The following is a 20,266-nucleotide window of genomic DNA, read 5'->3' on the forward strand; positions in this document are numbered from 1 at the left end:
ATTGAAAATCATAGACAATGTATCGGTCCTGCTTGGTGACGATTTGAAAGAAACCATCGGCAAGGGCGATCGCCTGAAGATTGCTGCTTCTTGTTTCTCAATCTACGCTTTCGAGGCGCTCAAATCTGAGCTTCAGAAAGTTGATGGCGTAGACTTTATTTTCACCGCGCCGACATTTGTTCCCCAAAACGTCACAGATCAGATTCGCAAAGAGCGACGTGAGTTTTTTATACCCAAAGCCGAACGTGAGCGAAGCCTGTACGGGTCCGAATTTGAAATCCAACTTCGCAACAAGCTGACGCAACGAGCGATCGCCAGAGAATGCGCTAACTGGATTCGAAAGAAAGCGCGCTTCAAGTCGAACAAGACTCGCTCTGCGATGCAGCAATTTATGTGCGTGGACGGCCAGCAGGAGCCAGCAGCCTACATGCCGATCAACGGCTTTACTGCCGTTGATCTAGGCTATCAGAAAGGTGATGCGGTTTCGAACATCGTAAACCGTTTTGGCGGTGCTCCATATACTGACACTTACCTCGATTTGTTCAATCAGATTTGGACCGATCCTGAGAAGCTTCAGGACGTGACTGAGGCAATCTGCACCCATATTGAGTCCGTCTATCAGGAGAACTCACCGGAGCGAGTTTACTTCCTTATCCTCTACAACCTGTTTCGGGATTTTCTCGAAGAGGTAGACGAAGATGTGCTCCCAAATGATCTGACAGGATATCAGGACAGCGTTGTCTGGAATAAGCTTTTCAATTACCAGAAGGACGCGGCGACCGGGATCATCAACAAGCTGGAAACGTATAACGGCTGTATTCTTGCCGATAGCGTCGGGCTTGGGAAAACCTTTACGGCGCTAGCCGTCATCAAATACTATGAGCTACGCAACCGAGCGGTTTTGGTTCTGTGCCCTAAGAAGCTCGCTGACAATTGGCTGAACTTCAACACGAACCTGAAGACCAATATCTTCTCGAAAGACCGCTTCAATTACGATGTGCTCTGCCACACCGATTTGTCGCGCACGAGTGGAGAGTCGTTCGGCATTCCGCTCAACCGGGTGAACTGGGGAAATTACGACCTCGTCGTGATCGATGAGTCCCACAATTTCCGCAACAACGATATCTACAAGGACAAAGAGACCCGGTATCAAAAGCTGATGAACCAGGTCATACGCGAGGGCGTAAAGACCAAGGTACTGATGCTATCGGCGACCCCGGTAAACAACCGTTTCACCGATCTTCGAAACCAGCTTGCACTTGCCTACGAAGGCCAGTCAGAAAGCCTCAGCAAGAAGCTCAAATCGCAAGCAAGCGTCGAAGAGATTTTCCGGCGCGCTCAAACCGCGTTTAACACTTGGTCAAAGCTGCCGCCCGAAGAGCGAACGGCACCTTCGATCCTGAAAATGCTCGATTTCGATTTCTTCGAGCTTTTGGACAGCGTCACAATCGCGCGGTCGCGAAAGCACATTGAGACGTTCTACGACACCGCCGATATCGGAAAATTCCCGGAACGACGGAAACCACTCTCTTTCCATTGCCCGCTCACTGCACGCAAAGACGTGATGAGCTTGAACGAAATAGTCGCTCAGCTTGGGCTCTTAAAGCTGTCCGTCTATGCGCCCTTGAGCTACATTCTACCGAGCAGAATTGCGAAGTATGAGGCGCTGTACGACACCCAGGTTGAGGGCGGTAAAGGCGCACTAAAACAAGCTGATCGTGAGCGAAGCCTCCAGGCGCTTATGACGACGAATTTGCTAAAGCGCCTGGAAAGCTCTGTCGAAGCGTTCCGCCTGACGCTTCGCTCTCTCAAAAGCAACGTCAACGCGGCACTCGACGCGATTGCCGATTACGAACGCAATGGAAGTGCGCTTGAGATTTCTGATTACACGGCTGATGCGGGAAGTTTTGACCCCGACGATGAAGATCTCTCAGGCCTTGGAGATTTTACCGTCGGCAAGAAGGTCAGGATCAGCCTTGGTGATATGGACGTTCAGTCTTGGACGCACGACCTCAAAGGCGACTTGGCTTTAATTGACGCGCTCCTGGCGTCGATGGACCTGATCCGCCCTGAAGATGACGCCAAGCTTCAGCACCTAAAGAAGCACATCCGCGACAAGATCAATGCGCCGCTTAACCCGGGAAACAAGAAGGTACTGATTTTCACAGCCTTCGCCGACACCGCAAATTATCTCTACGAGAACATCGCGGGGGACCTGACGAAAAGCGCCAACCTCCACTCGGGGCGCGTAACCGGCTCCGATGCACCGAAGACGACGCTAAAGAAGTCCTACGACTTCCAGTCAATCCTGACGCTTTTCTCGCCGCGATCGAAGGACAAGCATCTCGTGCTTCCGAACGAAGATGGCGAGATCGACATCCTAATTGCGACTGACTGTATCTCCGAAGGTCAAAACCTTCAGGATTGCGATTACCTGATCAACTACGACATCCACTGGAACCCGGTGAGGATCATTCAGCGGTTCGGACGGATCGACCGGATTGGATCGCCCAACGCCGAAATCCAGCTCGTCAACTACTGGCCGGACATCACGCTCGATGAGTATATCAATCTCAAAGAGCGCGTGGAAAATCGCATGATGATCGCGGACGTCACCGCAACCGGCGACGACAACGTCCTTACGGCCAAATCCAGCGAGATCGCATACCGCAAGGACCAGCTAAGACGGCTCCAAGAAGAAGTGATCGAGCTGGAGGACGTGAAGACCGGCGTATCGATCACAGACTTGGGATTGAACGACTTCCGAATGGACCTTCTCAACTATGTGAAGGAACATGACGATTTAGAGCGGATGCCCAACGGCATGCACGCCGTTGTTCCGGCAGATCAGGCTCTAGGCCTAGAGCCTGGCGTCATTTTCGCCCTTCGTAACATTCATGATGGCGTGAACATCAATCAGCAGAACCGGCTCCACCCATATTATCTAGTCTACATAGGACAGGACGGTGAGATTGTTGCTGACCACACAGAAGTTAAGCGACTCCTGGATTTGATGCGCGCAAGCTGCAAGGGAGAATCCGAACCGATTAGAGCCGTGTGCAACCTCTTCAATGAACAAACAGACGATGGGCGGAATATGAGTCGTCAATCAGAGCTATTGAGTACGGCAATCCGCTCGATGATCGAGGTGAAAGAAGAAAAGGATATAGACAGCCTGTTTTCGGGAGGCCGCACCACAGCACTTGTGAATATGATCGCAGGGCTGGATGACTTCGAGCTGATTGCGTTCTTGGTGATCCAGGAGGCGGCATGACTGGGTGTTACGAATATCCCAAAGCTGCACGCTTTGGTCGTGTTGTGCCAAAATCAAAAATCTACGAGGCAGGAAACCTGACAGCGAAGCAACGCCAGCGTTTTGTAGACCAAGTGGATCAAATCAACTGGGCGTATAAGCTCGCACCGGAGACAATAAACCTATCCGGGACGCCGGGCGTTCCCGAGATTCAGGTTTTTGAAGTTCGGTTGCGTGGAAGCAAGATCGATAGTGAAGTTCTAAATGCGATCGACAAAGCGATCCCCTTTCCCATCCTTTTCGAGCTGAAAAAGGGTGACGAGCGAAGGCTAATTGCCGCCTACAAGCGCCCAAGTGAAGCTGACGCAAGCAAGTGGGTAGTGAGTGAATATTTCGAGGCGAATTGGGAGCCTGTGGATAAGTCTCGCTTATCGCTTCCCCGAACTCTCGATCTTGGGACGCTTTATGATAACGTATTGAAAGAATTGATGCCGGGAGCCGCCCTTGAGGGCGAAACTCTTCAAAGTCGCGTCTCTCGAATAGAAGAAATTCGAGCGAAAGAGCGTGATATTGATTGGATCAAATCGCGTTTGGCTCGCGAGAAACAATTCAACAAAAAAGTTGCGATCAACGCCGAGCTGCGCGCCGCGACTTCTGAACTCAAACAACTTGGAGGCGGGCTCAAAAGCGACCCCGCGGCCAGCCAATAACGACGAATGGACGACCGATGGAAAAACTAAAGATGCACAGCCCGAACCTCACTGATGAGAACATCGCGAAAATTCGCGAGCTGTTTCCGGGTTGCGTGACAGAAGCGACAGATGAGAGCGGCAAACTCCGTTATGCCGTCGATTTTGATCAGCTTCGGCAGGAGTTGTCCGATCATATCGTCGAAGGACCGCAAGAGCGGTACCGACTAAACTGGCCGGGCAAGCGAGAGGCCTTGCTGGCGGCTAATACCCCTATTGCAAAAACACTTCGTCCCAATCGAGATGAAAGCGTGGATTTTGATAAAACTCGGAACCTATTCATCGAGGGGGACAATCTGGAAGCGCTTAAGCTTATTCAGGAAGCTTACCTTGGTCGTATCAAGCTGATTTATGTCGACCCCCCGTACAATACCGGTAAGGACTTCATCTATCGAGACAGGTTCGCCTCTGGACAGGCAGAGCAGGAAATCGCGTCTGGTGAACGTAGCGAGGAAGGTGCACGCCTTGTAGCCAACCCTGAGGGAAATGGTCGTTTCCATTCAAATTGGCTAACCATGATAACCCCACGTCTCAGACTCGCGAAAAATCTCCTTAAGCGTGACGGGGCGATTTTTGTATCATGCGACGAGGGAGAACAGCCGCGATTGCGCATGATTATGGACGAGATTTTTGGTCAGTCGAACTTCGTGGCTGACATGGTCTGGGCAGCCGGGCGTAAAAACGATTCCAGACTCGTTTCAGTCTCACACGAATACATCGTCTGCTATGCGCGCGACGCCGAGTATCTACGCGAAAGTGGGGTGACTTGGCGGCAGCGAAAGAAGGGACTGGACGAGATTTACGCGCAGCATAAGCGGCTGAAACGCCAGCATAGAAATGACTATAAAGCAATGACCGCTGGCCTAAAGGAATGGTTTCGCGATCTGGCGGACGGAAACCCTTCGAAGGCTCATAAGCACTATAGCAATATTGACCACAAAGGGGTCTATTTCGCGGCGGATATTTCCTGGCCTGGCGGCGGAGGTCCTACATATGAGGTACTTCATCCGACAACTGGGAAGCCCGTGAAGGTTCCTGCAAGGGGATGGATGACGCCAGATCCGAAGAAAATGGCCGATTGGATCAAGGACGAACGCGTTCACTTTGGCGATGACGAAAACTCTGTACCTTGCATCAAGAAGTATCTCACAGACAGCGAATTCCAGACACCATACAGCGTTTTCTATCAAGACGGTCGCGCCGCGTCGAAGCGATTGCGGGCTCTTATGGGCGGCGACCTTTTCGACTTCCCCAAGGATGAATTGGTTCTTCAGGAAGTCATCGAGATGATGACGGAGGGCGAAGACATCATCCTCGATTTCTTTGCAGGGTCTTCGACTACCGCGCATTCAGTGATGCTTCAAAATGCGAAGGATGGCGGAAACAGGAACTTCATCATGGTCCAGCTGGATGAAGTGGCTGACGAACAATCCGAAGCCCACAAAGCCGGATTTAAAACAATTCCTGAGGTTAGCCGTGAGCGCATCCGCCGCGCCGGAAGACAAATTCTTGATGGCGAGTGCCACAAGGACTGGGGGAAGGATGTAGGATTTCGAACACTAAAAATAGACACATCCAATATGGCCGAAACCTATTATACGCCCAGTAAAGTTGAGCAAATGAAGCTCTTGGATTCAATTGAAAATGTTAAGTCCGATCGGACCGATCCTGAAGACTTGCTTTTCCAAGTATTGGTCGATTGGGGTGTTGATCTCACCCTGCCGGTTGACAAACAGGAGGTCCAAGGCAAGACAGTCTTTTTCGTGAATGAAGAGCCCTATGACCTAATTGCCTGCTTCGACTACGGAGTAACTGAGGAATTAGTGAAAGAGCTGGCCAAGCATGAGCCAGCCCGCGTCGTGTTCCGAGACAATGGTTTCGCCTCCGATGCCGTTAAGATCAATGTGGAGCAAATTTTCAAACAGCTCTCTCCCGCTACTGACGTGAAGTCTATTTAAGGGCGGGCGAGACATGAAACTTAAGTTCAAAACACAGGCCTATCAAACTGCTGCTGTTGAGGCGGTTGTAGATTGCTTTGAAGGTCAGCCGAAATCCGATCCGCTGCGTTATCGGATCGACCCGGGCAAGCACAAAGACGTTCGCTTGGAGCTGGAAGCCGGGTTCAAAAACGAGGATATTCTTCTCGGAGATACAGACCTGCTGACGAACATCCAGACCGTCGAGAAGCGTCAAAATCTTCCGCTCTCCAATTCCCTGAGAGACTTCTCGACCCTAGACAACAAGGGTGCGCGCAAACCGGCCAAGAGCAACTACAAGCCCGGCGCGAAGATCAATCTCGATATCGAGATGGAGACCGGCACGGGTAAGACCTACTGCTACATCAAGACGATGTTCGAGATGCACAAGCGGTATGGCTGGTCAAAATTCATCGTGATGGTGCCGAGCATCGCGATTCGCGAAGGCGTCCAAAAATCATTCCAGATCACGGCAGACCACTTCGCCGAGACCTATGGCAAGAAAGCGCGCTTCTTCACATATAATTCCAAACGCCTGCATGAGCTGGAAAGCTTCTCTAGCGATGCCGGTATCAATGTGATGATCATCAACATCCAGGCGTTCAACGCCAAGGGGGCTGATAATCGCCGGATATACGACGAGCTGGACGACTTCCAGTCTCGCCGCCCGATCGACGTGATCAGCGCGAACCGGCCAATCCTGATCTTGGATGAGCCGCAGAAGATGGAAGGCAAGGCGACGCTCGATGCGCTACCAAAATTCAATCCGCTGATGATCCTGCGCTATTCGGCAACGCATAAAACGCAACACAATAAAATTCACAGGCTCGACGCGCTCGACGCCTATAACCAGAAGCTCGTTAAGAAGATCGCCGTGCGGGGTATTCAGACGCGCGGCCTCGCGGGAACGAACGCCTACCTCTATCTCGAAGGCATCGAAATCTCGACGAAAGCGCCTGTGGCGCGTATCGAGATGGAAGTTAAACTCAAATCTGGTGAAATCAAACGCCAGCTAAAGCGCCTTGAGTTCAAGGACGACCTATACACGGCCTCCGGTGAGCTGGATCAGTATCGCGGCTATGTAATCTCTCAGATCGACGCCAATCAGGACGTGGTCGAGTTCACGAATGGTGAGCGCCTGGCCGCCGGTGAAGCTCAAGGCGATGTGAACGAGAACGATATTCGCCGCATTCAAATCCGCGAAACGATCAAAGCCCACCTCGACAAGGAAAAGCAGCTCTTCGTCCGAGGCATCAAGGTGCTCTCCCTCTTCTTCATCGATGAAGTGAAGAAATATCGCGACTACGATCAAGAGGATGAGAAAGGCGAATATGCGCGCGTGTTTGAACGCGAATACGCTGCGCTGAAGGAAGAATACCTCTCCGAGCTGGCGATCGATAACGAGGACTATCGCGCCTATCTGGACGGCATCGATCCGGCCAAGACGCACAACGGGTATTTCTCGATCGACAAAAAGAACCGCATGGTCGATCCGAGCATCAAGAAAACTGGTGAGGAAAAGGGACTCTCCGACGACGAGAGCGCTTACGATCTTATCCTGAAAGACAAGGAGCGATTGCTATCGTTTGAAGAGCCGACGCGCTTTATTTTCTCCCACTCCGCGTTGCGCGAGGGCTGGGATAATCCAAACGTCTTCGTGATGTGCATGTTAAAGCACAGCGATAATACGATATCGCGGAGGCAGGAGGTTGGACGCGGCTTGCGCCTGTCCGTCGATAAACATGGTGATCGTATCGATCACCCCTCTCTGGTGCATGAGATCAACGTACTGACGGTTGTGGCCAGTGAAAGCTACAAGGATTTCGTCAAAGGCCTTCAGACCGAGATTGCCGATACACTCTCTGCCCGCCCGCGCAAAGCCGACGAGGATTATTTCACTGGCAAGATTCTCCACACCGACAACGGTCCGGTCGAAGTTACGCCTCAAATGGCCAAGCAGATATACCGTTATCTGCTGAAGAACGATTTTACCGACGATGTTGACGCCATTACAGACACCTATCATGAGGCAAAGGATACCGGGGAACTGCCTGGCTTCGCAGAAGAACTTGAGCCGTATCGCGACCAGATCATCGACCTGATCGATAGCGTATTTGACGATAGTAAGCTGCCGCGTATCGAAGATGGCCGGAAGCCCAAAACCAATCCGCTCAATGCGAATTTCAAGAAGAAGGAATTCCAGGAGCTTTGGTCACGGATCAATCGCAAAGCCGTCTATCGCGTCGAATTTGACTCTGAAGAGCTCATTGAAAAAGCCGTGAGCACCCTGGACGGCGAGCTTCGCGTAACACCGCTCCAATATACGGTTCAACGTGGTGAACAGGCCTCAGCGCTGACTGACGAGCAACTGAAAGCTGGCGAAGGCTTCAAAGTAACCGATACCTCAACCGAGAAAGGTGGGTTTGTCTACTCCGACGTGACCTATGACCTGGTCGGTAAGGTCGCAGAAAATACGCAGCTAACACGCAGAACCGTCGCTAAGATTCTGACGGGAATAAAGGAACCGATTTTCGACCAGTTTAAGTCGAATCCAGAGCACTTCATTGCCGAAGCCTCGCGCTTAATTCAGGAACAGAAAGCAACGGCAGTGATTGAAAAGCTTCAGTATGATGAGGTTGAGGATCGGTACGAGACCGACATCTTCACGGCTGCCCAAACTGGCCAAGACTTTTCGCGCGCGACGGACAAACTCAAGAAGCACATTTACGACTACTGCATTATCGATTCTGGCCAGGAGCGCCGTTTCGTTGGCGAGCTGGATACGAGTGACGAAATTGTTGTTTACGCCAAACTGCCACGGGGCTTTTTGATCCCTACACCGGTCGGTGATTACAATCCTGATTGGGCCATTTCATTCACGCGCGGAACCGTGAAGCACATCTACTTCATGGCTGAAACGAAGGGCTCTATGTCCTCGATGAAGCTCCGTGAGATCGAGCGCACAAAAATCCGATGCGCACGTAAGTTCTTCGACGAGATCAACCAGCAGATCGAAACCGACAAAGTCAAATACGACGTTGTCACCGACTTCGACAAACTTATGGATTTGGTCAGCGGGGTGGCCGCATGAGCGATTTAAACTTCTTAAAAGGAAGTCGTGACGAATTCGCAAAGCTCAAAGGGGAAAGCTCTTGGGAAGACAAGGCTGAAATCATTCAGCGGCAAATGGCGGAAGTCTTCGGTTCCAAAAATCTCTCCCTCCTGATGGGGTCAGGTTGTTCGTCCTTACGACATGAGGACGAAGAGCTGGGGATTCCTACGATGAAATTCCTGGCAGAAGAATTTCAAGCGCTACTCGCCGCTGACGCAGGTCAGACTTTCGTCAACGCGGAGCAAAAGGCAAAACTCCATGAAAAGCTCGGGATTGACCTTTCTTCTGACGACTTAAAGGGCAATTTGGAGCAAATGATGGCTGTTTTGATAAATGCCCATCAATTCTGCAAGACAAGTGACAAGGAGGAGCTGAACACCGTCGCCCCTCTGGTGGAAAGTGTAATTGTTGGCATCAAGCAGTTCGTGCTTTTCAAATGCACTACGGGGCCTTTCTCCAATGGTAACAATAGTGTCGTCGCGCTCTATCGTAGACTTTATCAGTCTTTGGCGACACGGGCACGGGGCCTTGCACCACCTTGGGTCTTCACTACCAATTACGATCTATTCAATGAACGTGCTATGGACCGTTCAGGCATTCCATATTCAAATGGTTTCTCGGGAACGGTGGAGCGTAGATTTAACCCTGCCACCTACAGACTGGCGCTAGCGGAGCAGTTAGACATCACCTCCCGCCGCTGGGCTGCCGTTGATGGTTTTGTGCACTTCTGCAAGCTACATGGCTCCGTCAACTGGACTGAAGAAGATACGGGTCTCTTTCCCATCCGTGAGTCGCATGCACCGCTCGATCCTTCTAAAGATCGCGTCATGATCTACCCCACGCCATCGAAACAGACGGCGAGCTTCGGATCGCCATACTCAGATATGTTCCGCGAATTCCAAAGACAGGTTGTGCAGGATCAGAGTGTCCTGGTGATCTTGGGATTTAGCTTTGGAGACGAGCACGTCAACAACATCATTTTCCAAGGGCTGACCTTGCCAGGCTTCAGGATCGTCGCCTTCATGGACCCCGAGACGAATGATATAACGCGTGAGCTTGCAGCGCTTGGCGACCCACGCATTTGGTTCATTTGGGGCGATGGCAAAGAAGCGAGGAAGAAGGCCCATTACTTTGAGGGCGTTGTCAATCATCTAATGCCCACAAGCGCTGATCAGAAGATCGATCAGACAATCGAGAAGGCATTGCATACACTTCTTGCCAAGCAGCAGGATACTGAAGATGGTCAGGGATGATGCAAGCCGCGCTATCGGGAAGATCGTCAGCGTTTCGGCTGACCGTTTGGTTGTCGAACTGCATGGGGGCAGTGACAACTTCACCATCGTCGGTTTTGACGACATTCACTACGTGGCAACCTTGGGATCGTATCTCACGGTTCCGATGCAGGCTGAGTATGTGGTTCTAGAAGTCGTCGGACTTCACGAGAAGGATAGCGCACAGCCCCACGTCTCTCAGGCCGAATTGGACAAAACCTCTTCCGCTAAATTCCTTGACGTAGTTCCGGTTGGCTCGATGCCTATACAGGGCGGAAGCTTTCGCTTTGGGGTTTCAACATTTCCGCCGCTCTATGCGGATGCGCTCTACGCGCGGGATGAAGATCTCGATCGGATCTTCAACGTGGAACTCCCATCTGAACTTAAGACGAAGATGGACGCGGCGGGGGCTCAGCAGCTGGGTAATGTTCCACACAATATCGAAATCGGTACGTCGGCTGTATTTAAAGGCTATCCTGTTAAAGCACGCCTTGATGAGCTGTTCGGCGGGCATGTGGCGGTTCTTGGCAACACGGGAAGCGGAAAGTCCTGTACCGTTGCGTCGATCTTTCAGTCCGTTTTTATGAAGCCTGAAGTGTTTGCACCATTAGGTGCAGCTTTCGTGATTTTTGATGTAAATGGAGAGTATCGTCAGGCGCTTGATAACATACCTACCTGGATTAAGTCTTGTTATCTCAAAGCGACAGAGCCGGATAAGCCCATCCTCGACCCTTCTGAGAAGAGGCAAGCGTCAGAGGTCAAGGACAGATTCAAGCTGCCACACTGGTTCATGAGCGTCGATGAATGGGCATTACTATTGCGGGCGAGCGAGAGGTCGCAACTTCCGGCTCTTCGAACGGCACTTGGTTTAACGACTCTGTTTCAGGAAACGCCCGACCAAGAGCCGGTTGAAGATGATGGCGCAGAGAACAGTCTCAATACGATCCGCAACCACGTTCTCGCAAAGATCATCCTTTCAATATTGAATACGGATTCCAGCACTGGGAGCAAGGAAGGGCAAATAATAGCTGTCCTTAATTCGTTTTCGACAGAACAGATTTCGAAAGACACAATCGCCAGTGGTTTGTACAATGACTACGGGCAATTCAAAGATGGAAAAAATTCAACTACGTCGAATAATTATGACGCAGTCCTGACGCTCCTTGAGGGGTTTGTGAGCGATGAACCTGTATTGCCAAGCTATTCAAATCTCCCATTTTCATTCGAGAGGCTTCAGGCCGCGCTCGACCTTGCGCTCTTTTATGAGGAAGCAAACGGAAACAAGCAAATTCGTGAATATTGCTCGCAATTGGTTACACGGCTCAAGTCTGTAATAGACAATCCTGACTATGAGTTTCTACGAGCTGACGTGGGTGCATTGCAAGATCATGACCGGGAGCCCACTCACTATGTGAATCGTTTGCTAGGGATCGCAGTCGATAACGGGCGCTATAGGAAAGAACGCCAAATTTGTGTCATCGATCTCAACGATGCATCAGACGAAATTGTCGAGTTGGCCTCAGCCGTTGTTGCCCGTCTGGTTTTTGATCGTATGCGGCGTGCTGATCCCCGCAACGCCATGCCTGTTCATATGGTTTTGGAGGAAGCGCACCGATATATATCCGAGAAGCCAAGTCGTTTTGCGATTGATGCAGGCATCACTTTCCAAAGAATTGCCAAAGAAGGTAGAAAATACGGTGCTTTTCTGATCGTGGCATCTCAGAGGCCAAGTGAACTATCGAAAACGGTTCTCTCTCAGTGCAACAATTTCATTATCCACCGCATTCAGAATCCCGACGATCTTTCCCAGATCAGGCAAATGACTCCTTTCATTTCGGAAACGGTGCTTAGACGACTACCATCTCTTCCTAAGCAGCATGCGCTCGTCTTTGGGAACTCAGTGAATATTCCTACCACCTTCCGCGTGAGAGACGCAGACCCGACACCCAACAGCAACGACACTGAAATAAGAGATATCTGGTACGTTCCGAATGATCCGCTGATTGATTGGTCAGGTTGATTCATTCCGATTTCTTTGAATTACCCGCATCATTAGCGGCTGCCGTGCCAGCCACAACAGACCTTCCGCGCCACGGCCTGACGGCCCCGTGAAGGCAATTGTGCCCGCCACTTTTCGCACCCGCTGTTTCTTCTGCGTTCAAAGCAAAGGAGGAACACATGACCAACATTTATCACGCCACACCTTACGATATTTCAGCCACCGGCTTCTATTTCAGCACCTACGAAGACTATCTCGAAAAATCTGCATCCCACCGCAACCAGTACGGCGGTCCAGTCGAGGAATACGAAATCCAATTCATCGACGGCGAGAATTGCGCGCTCTTCTCAGCAATCCGCGTCAATCAGGCCAATCTCAAACTTTGGTTCGAGACATTCGAGGACTTCGGTGAAGATGAAGCCGTGAAGGCAATCTATCTTGCGGAACATCTCAGCTGCACAGCCGATGAGGTACTAGGTCATCTCGATGATGTTTATCTCTTTCAGGGATCATCGCTCGAATATGTTGAAAATTATATCGAGGACACCGGCCTCTTAAATGAAATTCCGGAGCACCTTCGCTACTACTTCGACGCCGAAGCTTTCGCCCGCGATCTGGTTCTTGGTGGCGATATCACCGAGGTCGAAATTTTAGGTCGCACCTGGATCGCTCAGCCTCTTTAGGAGGCTGGGTTTATCCAGCCAAAACGCTTCGCGATCCGGCGTTTGAGTTCGAAGCGGATCGCATCCAAAAGCTTGAGCGCTCTCTCGCGTTCGCTGCTGCCTGGTGCAGTTTCGCACAGCTTTTCTCGGATATAGACGAAGAGCGCGTCTAATTCGTCATTGCTCAATGAGCAAAGCTCATATGGTTTGAAGTCGGGTATCATCATGGCCTCCCTGGGCATTCAGGCCAGACCCATTTCTGACCCTCTCTGGGAGTGGCAGAGTCATTGGACGCCCACGATTGCACCGACACTTAGGCCGCGCGCAGCTTAGGAGCTGCCCTCAGCTTGCAATCCAGTGGGTGGCCAATGGCCAAATGACTCTGAAGACGGGCGGAAGGGGATGGCTGGGCCGCAGCGGCTGGCCATCATGACCTGACCACCGGTGAGCCGCGCAGGCGGCGATGGCGCAACGCCTCTTTGGAAACCTCTAAAAATGTTATCTCATAGCGAACATTTTTGAGAAAAATCAAAGAGAATTCTCGACATTTCTTTGAAAATATGGGAAATTGTTCGTTATGAGCGAACAAAAAGAGACAAAAATAAAGAACCTTCTATCGTCAGTACCGCCAGGCGGGCTGGTCGATGCAGCATGGCTCGCTCGCCATGACGTGGCCCGGCCAACGGTCAACGGCTATGTGAAGCGCGGCTGGCTAAAGCGCCTCGCGCACGGGGTCTATTTAAGACCAGCGAGCACCTACGATGCGGATCAGCCATTGAGCTGGCAGGCCGTTATGGCGTCGATGGACGCAACGATGAACATACAATTCCATGTGGGCGGCATGACAGCACTCAGCCTTCATGGCCATGGCCACTATGCACAGGTGAGCGGAGCAGAGCGGGTCTCGCTTTACGCGGACAAGCTTCCCGGCTGGCTTTCCAGGATCAAGGTCAATGCCCGCTTCGAGGAGCGGAGCTTGAACCTCTTCTCTGATCCAAATCTTGGTGTTGAGCTTCTCAAAAATACTGGCTTCAGCTTTGGCGGTGATGCTTCCTTCTCGCTTTCAAGCCCGGAGCGTGCAGTTCTCGAAGCGCTCGACGAACTGCCAGAAGGTGCCGGTTTTGATCAACTCGATATGGTGTTCCAGGGGCTTGCGAGTTTAAGTCCGCGTAAGCTAATGGCGCTCCTGCAAGACTGCCGGAAGGTCAAGGTCGTACGCCTGTTCTTCGTATTCGCTGACCGTCATGGCCACGCTTGGCTCAAGCATCTCGACAAAAGCAAGCTCGACTTCGGCAAGGGCGATAGGCAGCTAGTCAAAGGCGGCAAGATACACCCGACTTACCGGATCACGGTTCCGGCTATGTTTGCCGCAATAGGGCGGGAGGGTAGTGATGCGTGAGCGCTACGCCGCCCAAGTTCGCTTGCTTGTTCGACTCATTCCCTTTGTCGCAGAAGAGACCGACTTCGCCCTCAAAGGCGGGACAGCCATAAATCTCTTCTACCGTGATCTACCGCGTTACTCCGTCGATATCGATCTTATCTATTTGCCGATCAAAGACCGCGCTGAAAGCCTCATGGCAATTGCGGCTGCCTTGGAGCGCTTAGCGAAAAAGATCGAAAGCGCGGTTGCTGAGGCGCGCGCGACGATAGTGCCTGGGGGCGGTAATCAAGAAACGAGGATTATTATTCAGACCTCAGACGCGCAGGTAAAGATCGAGGTCTCACCGGTCATGCGGGGTACGTTGTTTCCACCGCAGCCGATGATGGTGCATGAAGCCGTCGAAACGGAATTCGGCTTTGCCGAGATGCCTGTGATTGCATTCGAAGAACTCTTCGCTGGCAAGATTATCGCCGCACTCGATCGCGCGCATCCCCGCGATCTTTTTGATATCCATCATCTCCTTGATGAAGAGGGCATATCAGACGCGCTCTTCCGAGCGATCCTGATTTATCTGATCAGCTCAGGCAGGCCGATGCATGAGTTGCTCGACCCCAGCCCAATTGACTTGAGTGACGTCTACGTCAGAGAGTTTGATGGCATGACGGCGGAGCCCTTGCCATTGGAGGCGCTATACAGGGCTCGCGAAAATTTGGTTTCTGAGCTGCGCGGAAAGTTGACCGGAGATACAGCTGCGTTTCTTGAAGGCGTTCACAATTGCGAGCCTGACTTCGATTTGATCGGCTTACCCCAAGCTGGAGACCTGCCAGCCGTCCGCTGGAAACTTCAAAACTTAAAGAAATTCAAAAGCGAGAATTCCGCTCGTCACAACGAACAGCTAGAAGCGCTGCGCGCGCTATTTAGTGGCGGGAAAACAGCCGCTTCGTGACCCTGGCTGATCAGTCTTCGGAGTAAAGGGGAAGCTCGCCTTCGCCTTCGAGAATATTCTTATTGAACATGTCTGTTCGGTTGGCGATCTCGCCCCGGAATTTCGTGCCCATAGCGGTCGCGGAAAATTCGAGAGCGATCGAGTCGAAGAAGATCGACACGACGTGTTCTTTAGCGTGCAGGTTGGCTTTCGAGCCAGTCCCTTTGAGAAGCGGAATTTCCTCTGTCTCGCCAGGAAGCAAAACGCCGAATTGTCTTCTCAGGCGGTCAGTGATGATGCCGTCGGATTTTACTTTGCCTGTGAATGTCAGCGGGAAGGTATCTTCGCGTGAAATATTCGTAGCTCTAAGCAAAATCACACGTCCCCCGCCGAATTTTCCGTCCGACCGAAGAAGACCTGCTTTATGAAGTTCGATCTTCCATTTTCCTTCGAGCGTATACATTGGCACTCCATCACTAATTGAGCCTAGGTGAGTTCTATGTATTCCTTATTGCGGGCAGATCGCCGATGTATCAAGTCTATCTAACGGAGAAATTGTGAACACTAAGAGCGACCATATTCTGCATAAGCTTGAGCTTGTTGATGCTAAGTTTGATGGGAAGAAGGGTGGCTACCGGTTCGATATAGCATTCAATCGAATGGTGGACGGTACGCACGCAAAGGTCGATGCGGTTTTGAACCGTGAGTTGGCGGCTATGCCAGCACGCGAAAGAGAGATGCTACGACTCTTTGAGTACTTTGTTGAAGCAGGCGTGCTGACCTACTCAGAAAAAATATACGGTGCCCTGGTCTGGGGAGATGGCAAGGCTGAGATCGAAACTTGCTCTTACCTGTTCGACAAGGATGTTGGACAAAGCGTCAAAGACTTTAAAACCGCTATTGATTGGGTGTTCGCGTTTCATGCGATGACGGTAGATAGCGAGATCAGCACATTCCTGAATTTCATTGATCGATTTACCGAAAAATACCCCAACACTGTTCTTGCGGCCCGCGTGCTAGCGAGGCTTCGTGGGGGTGGCGCATGGGCTACAGAGAGCGATCTGACAGGCGACTTCTTGCCAAATAGCACCGGGTTGCTTCTCGGCATTCATCAAACCAGCGAAACGCCCATACGGTTTTCAGGCGAAGGGTCGCTGATAACCATCGCAGCACCTGGGACGGGCAAAACACAGTCTCAAGTATTGCCCAATCTGCTGGAGTGGCAGGGCGCTGCGATCGTGCTCGACGTTAAAGGCGAGATATTCGAGGCGACGGCGCGGTGGCGTGCGGAAAGCGGATTTCCAGTGCACCGCTTCGCGCCGCTCGATCCTGAAGAGAGTCATTCGTTCAACCCGTTAAAGACAATCCGCAACACAGACGATTTTCTGTGGGAAGACTCACGCTTTCTGGCTTCGATGCTTTTGGTCCCAAATAAAAAGTCGAATGACCCGTTCTGGGAAACGAAAGCCCAAGACCTGATAACGGCATCGATCGCTGCCGTCTGTTTTCTATCGGGGCCGGAGGAGCGCAGCATGGCGCAGGTGCTCGACTATCTTTATCGGGTCGAGTGGGAAGAGTTTATCGCGGTACTCAAAGCCTCCTCAATTCGCGCAATGATGCGAGCGGGGCATTCTATTGAAAGTATGACGGAGAAGACGCTGGATAGCGTACTTCAGACAGCCCAATCTGCTTTGTCCGCGTGGGAAGGTCCCCGTGTTGAGCGTGTGATCTCTGGAAGTGACTGGAGTGTGTCAGACTTTCAAAGCACGGATCACCCGCCAACACTATATATCACGCTCAGACCTGGAGAGATTGACCCTTACAGATCGCTCCTAAGAGTCGTTGTAGCGCAGCACTTGAGAGGGTTGATGAGCCAATTGCCGGATGGCGAAGCGCCCCCCGTACTGTTCATGCTCGATGAGGTGCCGCGCCTCGGAAACATGCCGCCGATTGAAGAGGCTCTGGAAGTCGGCAGGCAGTACGGAATCAAATTGTGGATGTTCGCGCAAAGCTTAGGGCAGCTTCGAAACATCTATCCGAACGCTGATGGCCTGATCGGGAATTGCCGCGTCCAGTGCTACATGAATCCATCCATTCATGACGGTACGGCAGAGCATATTTCAAAGTCGCTTGGTATGTTTGAAAGTCCTCTTGATGGCTCTCGGCAGCGTGTTGCGGAGCCTCAAGACCTGGCTGGCCCCGAGTTCAAAAATCTGATTGTCGGATTTTCTCAATCCATGCGTCCACTCAAAATGAAGAAGCAAATGGCGTTTGAAACGGAGCCTTATCGAACAAGGCTCTTCGGTGAGTAGCTCTTAAGCCCGTGAGCCTTGCTGTTTCTGCCACTCGCGTTCACGAATTTTATTCCAGGCGATGGCCCACTGTTCTGCGGTCATTGAGCCTTCTGGGATAACGGGAATTTCAATGTTATTTTCGGCGGCTACGAGCTGCGTAACATCGTCAACGTATTCGACGGGATCGCTCTCATAGATGCGAGCCGTTGCGCGAAGCTTATCAGCGATGAGTGTTTCCAGCTCAGGCTTCAAATAAAGAAGGTGGTAAAGACGAGCGTATGGCTCAAAGTCTATACGGCCTTTGATAATTTTGCGGTCAGCGTCTCTTAAATAGATGTCCAGCGTTTCGTCGTCATACATACTGTAATAGTAACACTATGCGCCTGAATTTGCACTATTTTTCTCGATCAAAAGCCTCTTTGGACTTCCCTTTGACAGCGTCTAAGCGCGGAGCGATCTCATCACGCCTTTCTACCAATTTTTCAGTCGCCTGTTTTCTGGCTTGTATCTGAACCTGGGTCGCTTGTTGGCGCATTGAGCCTCCGGGCGCAGGGGCCATATGAGGCGTTTGTGGGGCTTGAAGCGTTTTGATGCGAGCATTGAGTCGATCAAGCTCCTGCTTTGTGGGAGGGGGCTTGCTCATTTTCATGCAGCTCCAAAGAAGCGCCCCAACGGGCTGATCGCTTCCGCTCACATATCATAAGTTGTCAGGCACGCCTATCTTTCGGCATCGCGATCCGGTCCCGCATGCCGCTTTGGATCGTTGGACCGGTTTTGAATTTCTCTGTTTTTGTCGCTCTGCAGCTTTTCGGGTGCGCTCTTCATGTGAAGCACCTGACCAATTACGCGGTCGAGTTTTGTGCGGTCCAAAACCTGCTTTTTTCGCATCTCATCAATGCGTGCTTGCAAATGACGGCGTTCAGCAATTTGACTGAGTATCAAGTCGCTCATTTGTGCCTGGTCTCGCTTTAATGCTTGCCAAGCCTCGCGATCATTTTGTTCTCGGGTTTGCTGGGTTTTGCCCGTGACCAAATCAAAGAGGCCCTTAACGCCGGTCCGGAGGCGCGCCTGTCTCAATGCGCTCTCATCCAGCCAGCGTTTCTCTTGGCCTGCTTTCAATTTGGCGCGTTCGGCCTTGTGTGTCCGTGCTAGGTTTCGGGCTTCGTCTTTTAACGGCTTTTGTTCGTCGGCTTGCTTCTTTCGCAATTGGTCAGACATTGATCGCAGGCGAGGTGTGAGTCGTTCGCGCAGGGCTGTTTTGGTATCTTCAACGCTGTTGAGTGTCGTAGGATCACCGAGCCTTTCGCGGACACCACTAGCTCGAACGCCGGTGTATTTGGCGATGGCATAGACTTCGCCGGTATAATCAATCGCGACGTGGCCGCGCCTATCCCCACGAGCGATAACAAAGCCATTTTCTAATAGCGCAGCACCAAAAGCTTTTGCGCTATCGGATTGGCTCCATGCCCTCTGAAAGACTTGCTTGATTTCTCTCGGGTCACGCCCGGCGCGCAAGGCTTGTTGCCATTCATCTTGATTGAAATTTAGCGGATCACGAAGATTTGGATCGCGAAGGCCTTCTGGCAATTTCCAGTCGTTTTCGAGGAAGACTTCTTTCGACAACGCGGTGAGCTTCCGTTTGAAATGAGGAAGGTTGATTGCCCGCATATTTTCTGCGTCGATGCGGGACCAAACAACATGCGCGTGGCGGCGGCCCTCTTTTTCGTGGAAAACAATAGCTCTTGGCTGGCCTTCCAGACCGAGCCGCTCCTCAGCGGCATTGGCTGCACGCTCAAAAGATTCGGTGGATGCTCTTTCCCAGGGAGGCGGGCTAAGGCTCATTGAGAACAAAAACTGCTGACAGCGTGTGCCCTTAGCTATCGCGTGAGCCTCATTGAAAGCTCCATGCAAATCATCCGACACAAACCCGCGTAGCTCGTGAATCTCAACGTGTTCATTTTCACTTTTTAAAAGGTGCGACGCCAATTGCGTTGCGCCCCCGCGTTGTGAGCCCTTTATGATCATGGCACTAGCTCTCGCGTATCTAATGTAGAGCGAGTGAAGCTCTGTGATGCTGATTCCCGGCTTGTTGCGTCTTCATCTGTCTTCATGCCGAGAGCGCGCATGAGTGACGAACGCATCGCCTGAACATCACCGCACGCTTGTTTTAGTTCACGCTCGATGTCGTGGGTCAGCGGTAGATTGCCGGTGTTCACGGCCTTGGCGAGCTGATTGAGGTTTTGAGAGAGCCTTGAGTGTCCAAGTGCAGCAAGAACTTGAGCCAGGAGAATGTGGTCCTTAACCGGCGCTTTCCCTCGCTTTTGAGGCGGTGCAGCATTTCTTTGTCCGTTCTCAGTAAAAACATTGCGCTTAATGAAAGAAGACAGGCTTTCACCCGCAGCCAGATTCTCCAGCTTCGCACGTTCTTCGAAGGATAGACGTAGAGAAAACGGCGCTAAACGCTTGTTGGGACGATCACCCATGATCGCCCCCAAGCGCCTCAATTAAAGCGTTGTCAGGGCTTTCTAGGTCATTTGCCGGGTCATGTATCTCAGCAAGCTGATCAATGGAAACGTCCTTGAGGACGCTGTTCCAATCAGCAAGCTCATCAAATATCTGGTTCGACGCACCTACGCTAAGGTGC

The 20,266-nt window shown here is 51.6% G+C and carries 16 protein-coding genes; 10 read left to right on the plus strand and 6 right to left on the minus strand.

Annotation, left to right across the window (positions count from 1 at the left end; genetic code table 11):
- The first annotated feature begins 1 nt into the window (after position 1).
- The 7 genes from Q1K31_RS11905 to Q1K31_RS11935 all read left to right on the plus strand — a co-directional run bounded on the left by Q1K31_RS11905 (position 2) and on the right by Q1K31_RS11935 (position 13,043).
- Complete coding sequence (locus Q1K31_RS11905; RefSeq protein WP_300379685.1) at positions 2–3,274, plus strand: helicase-related protein; 3,273 nt, start codon at positions 2–4, stop codon at positions 3,272–3,274.
- Entirely contained in the window at positions 3,271–3,963 is a 693-nt protein-coding gene (locus Q1K31_RS11910; protein ID WP_300379688.1) for a DUF4391 domain-containing protein, read from the plus strand. The genes Q1K31_RS11905 and Q1K31_RS11910 overlap by 4 nt, the downstream gene beginning before the upstream one ends.
- Before the next feature lie 17 nt (positions 3,964–3,980).
- On the plus strand, positions 3,981–5,960 hold the full coding sequence (locus Q1K31_RS11915; protein ID WP_300379691.1) for a site-specific DNA-methyltransferase: 1,980 nt from the start codon (positions 3,981–3,983) through the stop codon (positions 5,958–5,960).
- A 13-nt stretch (positions 5,961–5,973) separates the two neighbouring features.
- Positions 5,974–9,069: a DEAD/DEAH box helicase family protein gene (locus tag Q1K31_RS11920; protein WP_300379692.1), complete on the plus strand. Its 3,096-nt coding sequence runs from the start codon at positions 5,974–5,976 to the stop codon at positions 9,067–9,069.
- Positions 9,066–10,343, plus strand: coding sequence for an SIR2 family protein (locus Q1K31_RS11925; protein WP_300379696.1), 1,278 nt, complete (start codon positions 9,066–9,068; stop codon positions 10,341–10,343). The genes Q1K31_RS11920 and Q1K31_RS11925 overlap by 4 nt, the downstream gene beginning before the upstream one ends.
- Positions 10,330–12,381, plus strand: a complete 2,052-nt coding sequence (locus Q1K31_RS11930) for a DUF87 domain-containing protein (protein ID WP_300379698.1) — start codon at positions 10,330–10,332, stop codon at positions 12,379–12,381. The genes Q1K31_RS11925 and Q1K31_RS11930 overlap by 14 nt, the downstream gene beginning before the upstream one ends.
- Before the next feature lie 158 nt (positions 12,382–12,539).
- On the plus strand, positions 12,540–13,043 hold the full coding sequence (locus Q1K31_RS11935; RefSeq protein ID WP_300379702.1) for an antirestriction protein ArdA: 504 nt from the start codon (positions 12,540–12,542) through the stop codon (positions 13,041–13,043).
- Here Q1K31_RS11935 and Q1K31_RS11940 read toward each other — a convergent pair.
- Positions 13,040–13,249, minus strand: coding sequence for a hypothetical protein (locus tag Q1K31_RS11940; RefSeq protein ID WP_300379704.1), 210 nt, complete (start codon positions 13,247–13,249; stop codon positions 13,040–13,042). The genes Q1K31_RS11935 and Q1K31_RS11940 overlap by 4 nt on opposite strands.
- Positions 13,250–13,599: 350 nt before the next feature.
- Between Q1K31_RS11940 and Q1K31_RS11945 the strand changes: the two genes are divergently transcribed.
- Both Q1K31_RS11945 and Q1K31_RS11950 read left to right on the plus strand, forming a co-directional pair.
- Positions 13,600–14,421: a type IV toxin-antitoxin system AbiEi family antitoxin domain-containing protein gene (locus Q1K31_RS11945; protein WP_300379706.1), complete on the plus strand. Its 822-nt coding sequence runs from the start codon at positions 13,600–13,602 to the stop codon at positions 14,419–14,421.
- Positions 14,411–15,349: a nucleotidyl transferase AbiEii/AbiGii toxin family protein gene (locus tag Q1K31_RS11950; protein ID WP_367187575.1), complete on the plus strand. Its 939-nt coding sequence runs from the start codon at positions 14,411–14,413 to the stop codon at positions 15,347–15,349. Before Q1K31_RS11945 ends, Q1K31_RS11950 begins: the two co-directional genes overlap by 11 nt.
- Positions 15,350–15,359: 10 nt before the next feature.
- On the opposite strand, the gene Q1K31_RS11955 is transcribed toward Q1K31_RS11950, so the two are convergent.
- On the minus strand, positions 15,360–15,791 hold the full coding sequence (locus tag Q1K31_RS11955; RefSeq protein ID WP_300379711.1) for a hypothetical protein: 432 nt from the start codon (positions 15,789–15,791) through the stop codon (positions 15,360–15,362).
- Positions 15,792–15,885: 94 nt separating this feature from the next.
- On the opposite strand from Q1K31_RS11955, the gene Q1K31_RS11960 reads away from it, so the two are divergent.
- Complete coding sequence (locus Q1K31_RS11960; protein WP_300379714.1) at positions 15,886–17,640, plus strand: type IV secretory system conjugative DNA transfer family protein; 1,755 nt, start codon at positions 15,886–15,888, stop codon at positions 17,638–17,640.
- 3 nt (positions 17,641–17,643) lie between these two features.
- Here Q1K31_RS11960 and Q1K31_RS11965 read toward each other — a convergent pair whose 3' ends face one another.
- The 4 genes from Q1K31_RS11965 to Q1K31_RS11980 form a co-directional block, all read right to left on the minus strand.
- Positions 17,644–17,982 carry a hypothetical protein gene (locus Q1K31_RS11965; protein ID WP_300379717.1) on the minus strand — a complete coding sequence of 113 codons (339 nt, stop codon included), beginning with the start codon at positions 17,980–17,982 and terminating at the stop codon, positions 17,644–17,646.
- 34 nt (positions 17,983–18,016) lie between these two features.
- Positions 18,017–18,271 (minus strand): hypothetical protein, encoded by a 255-nt coding sequence (locus tag Q1K31_RS11970; protein ID WP_300379719.1) that lies wholly within the window; start codon positions 18,269–18,271, stop codon positions 18,017–18,019.
- 68 nt (positions 18,272–18,339) lie between these two features.
- Entirely contained in the window at positions 18,340–19,608 is a 1,269-nt protein-coding gene (locus Q1K31_RS11975) for a relaxase/mobilization nuclease domain-containing protein (protein ID WP_300379722.1), read from the minus strand.
- A gap of 35 nt (positions 19,609–19,643) precedes the next feature.
- Complete coding sequence (locus tag Q1K31_RS11980) at positions 19,644–20,105, minus strand: hypothetical protein (RefSeq protein WP_300379725.1); 462 nt, start codon at positions 20,103–20,105, stop codon at positions 19,644–19,646.
- Between the last annotated feature and the right edge of the window lie 161 nt (positions 20,106–20,266).

Source organism: Henriciella sp. (genome assembly GCF_029936995.1).
Classification (GTDB): Bacteria; Pseudomonadota; Alphaproteobacteria; order Caulobacterales; family Hyphomonadaceae; genus Henriciella.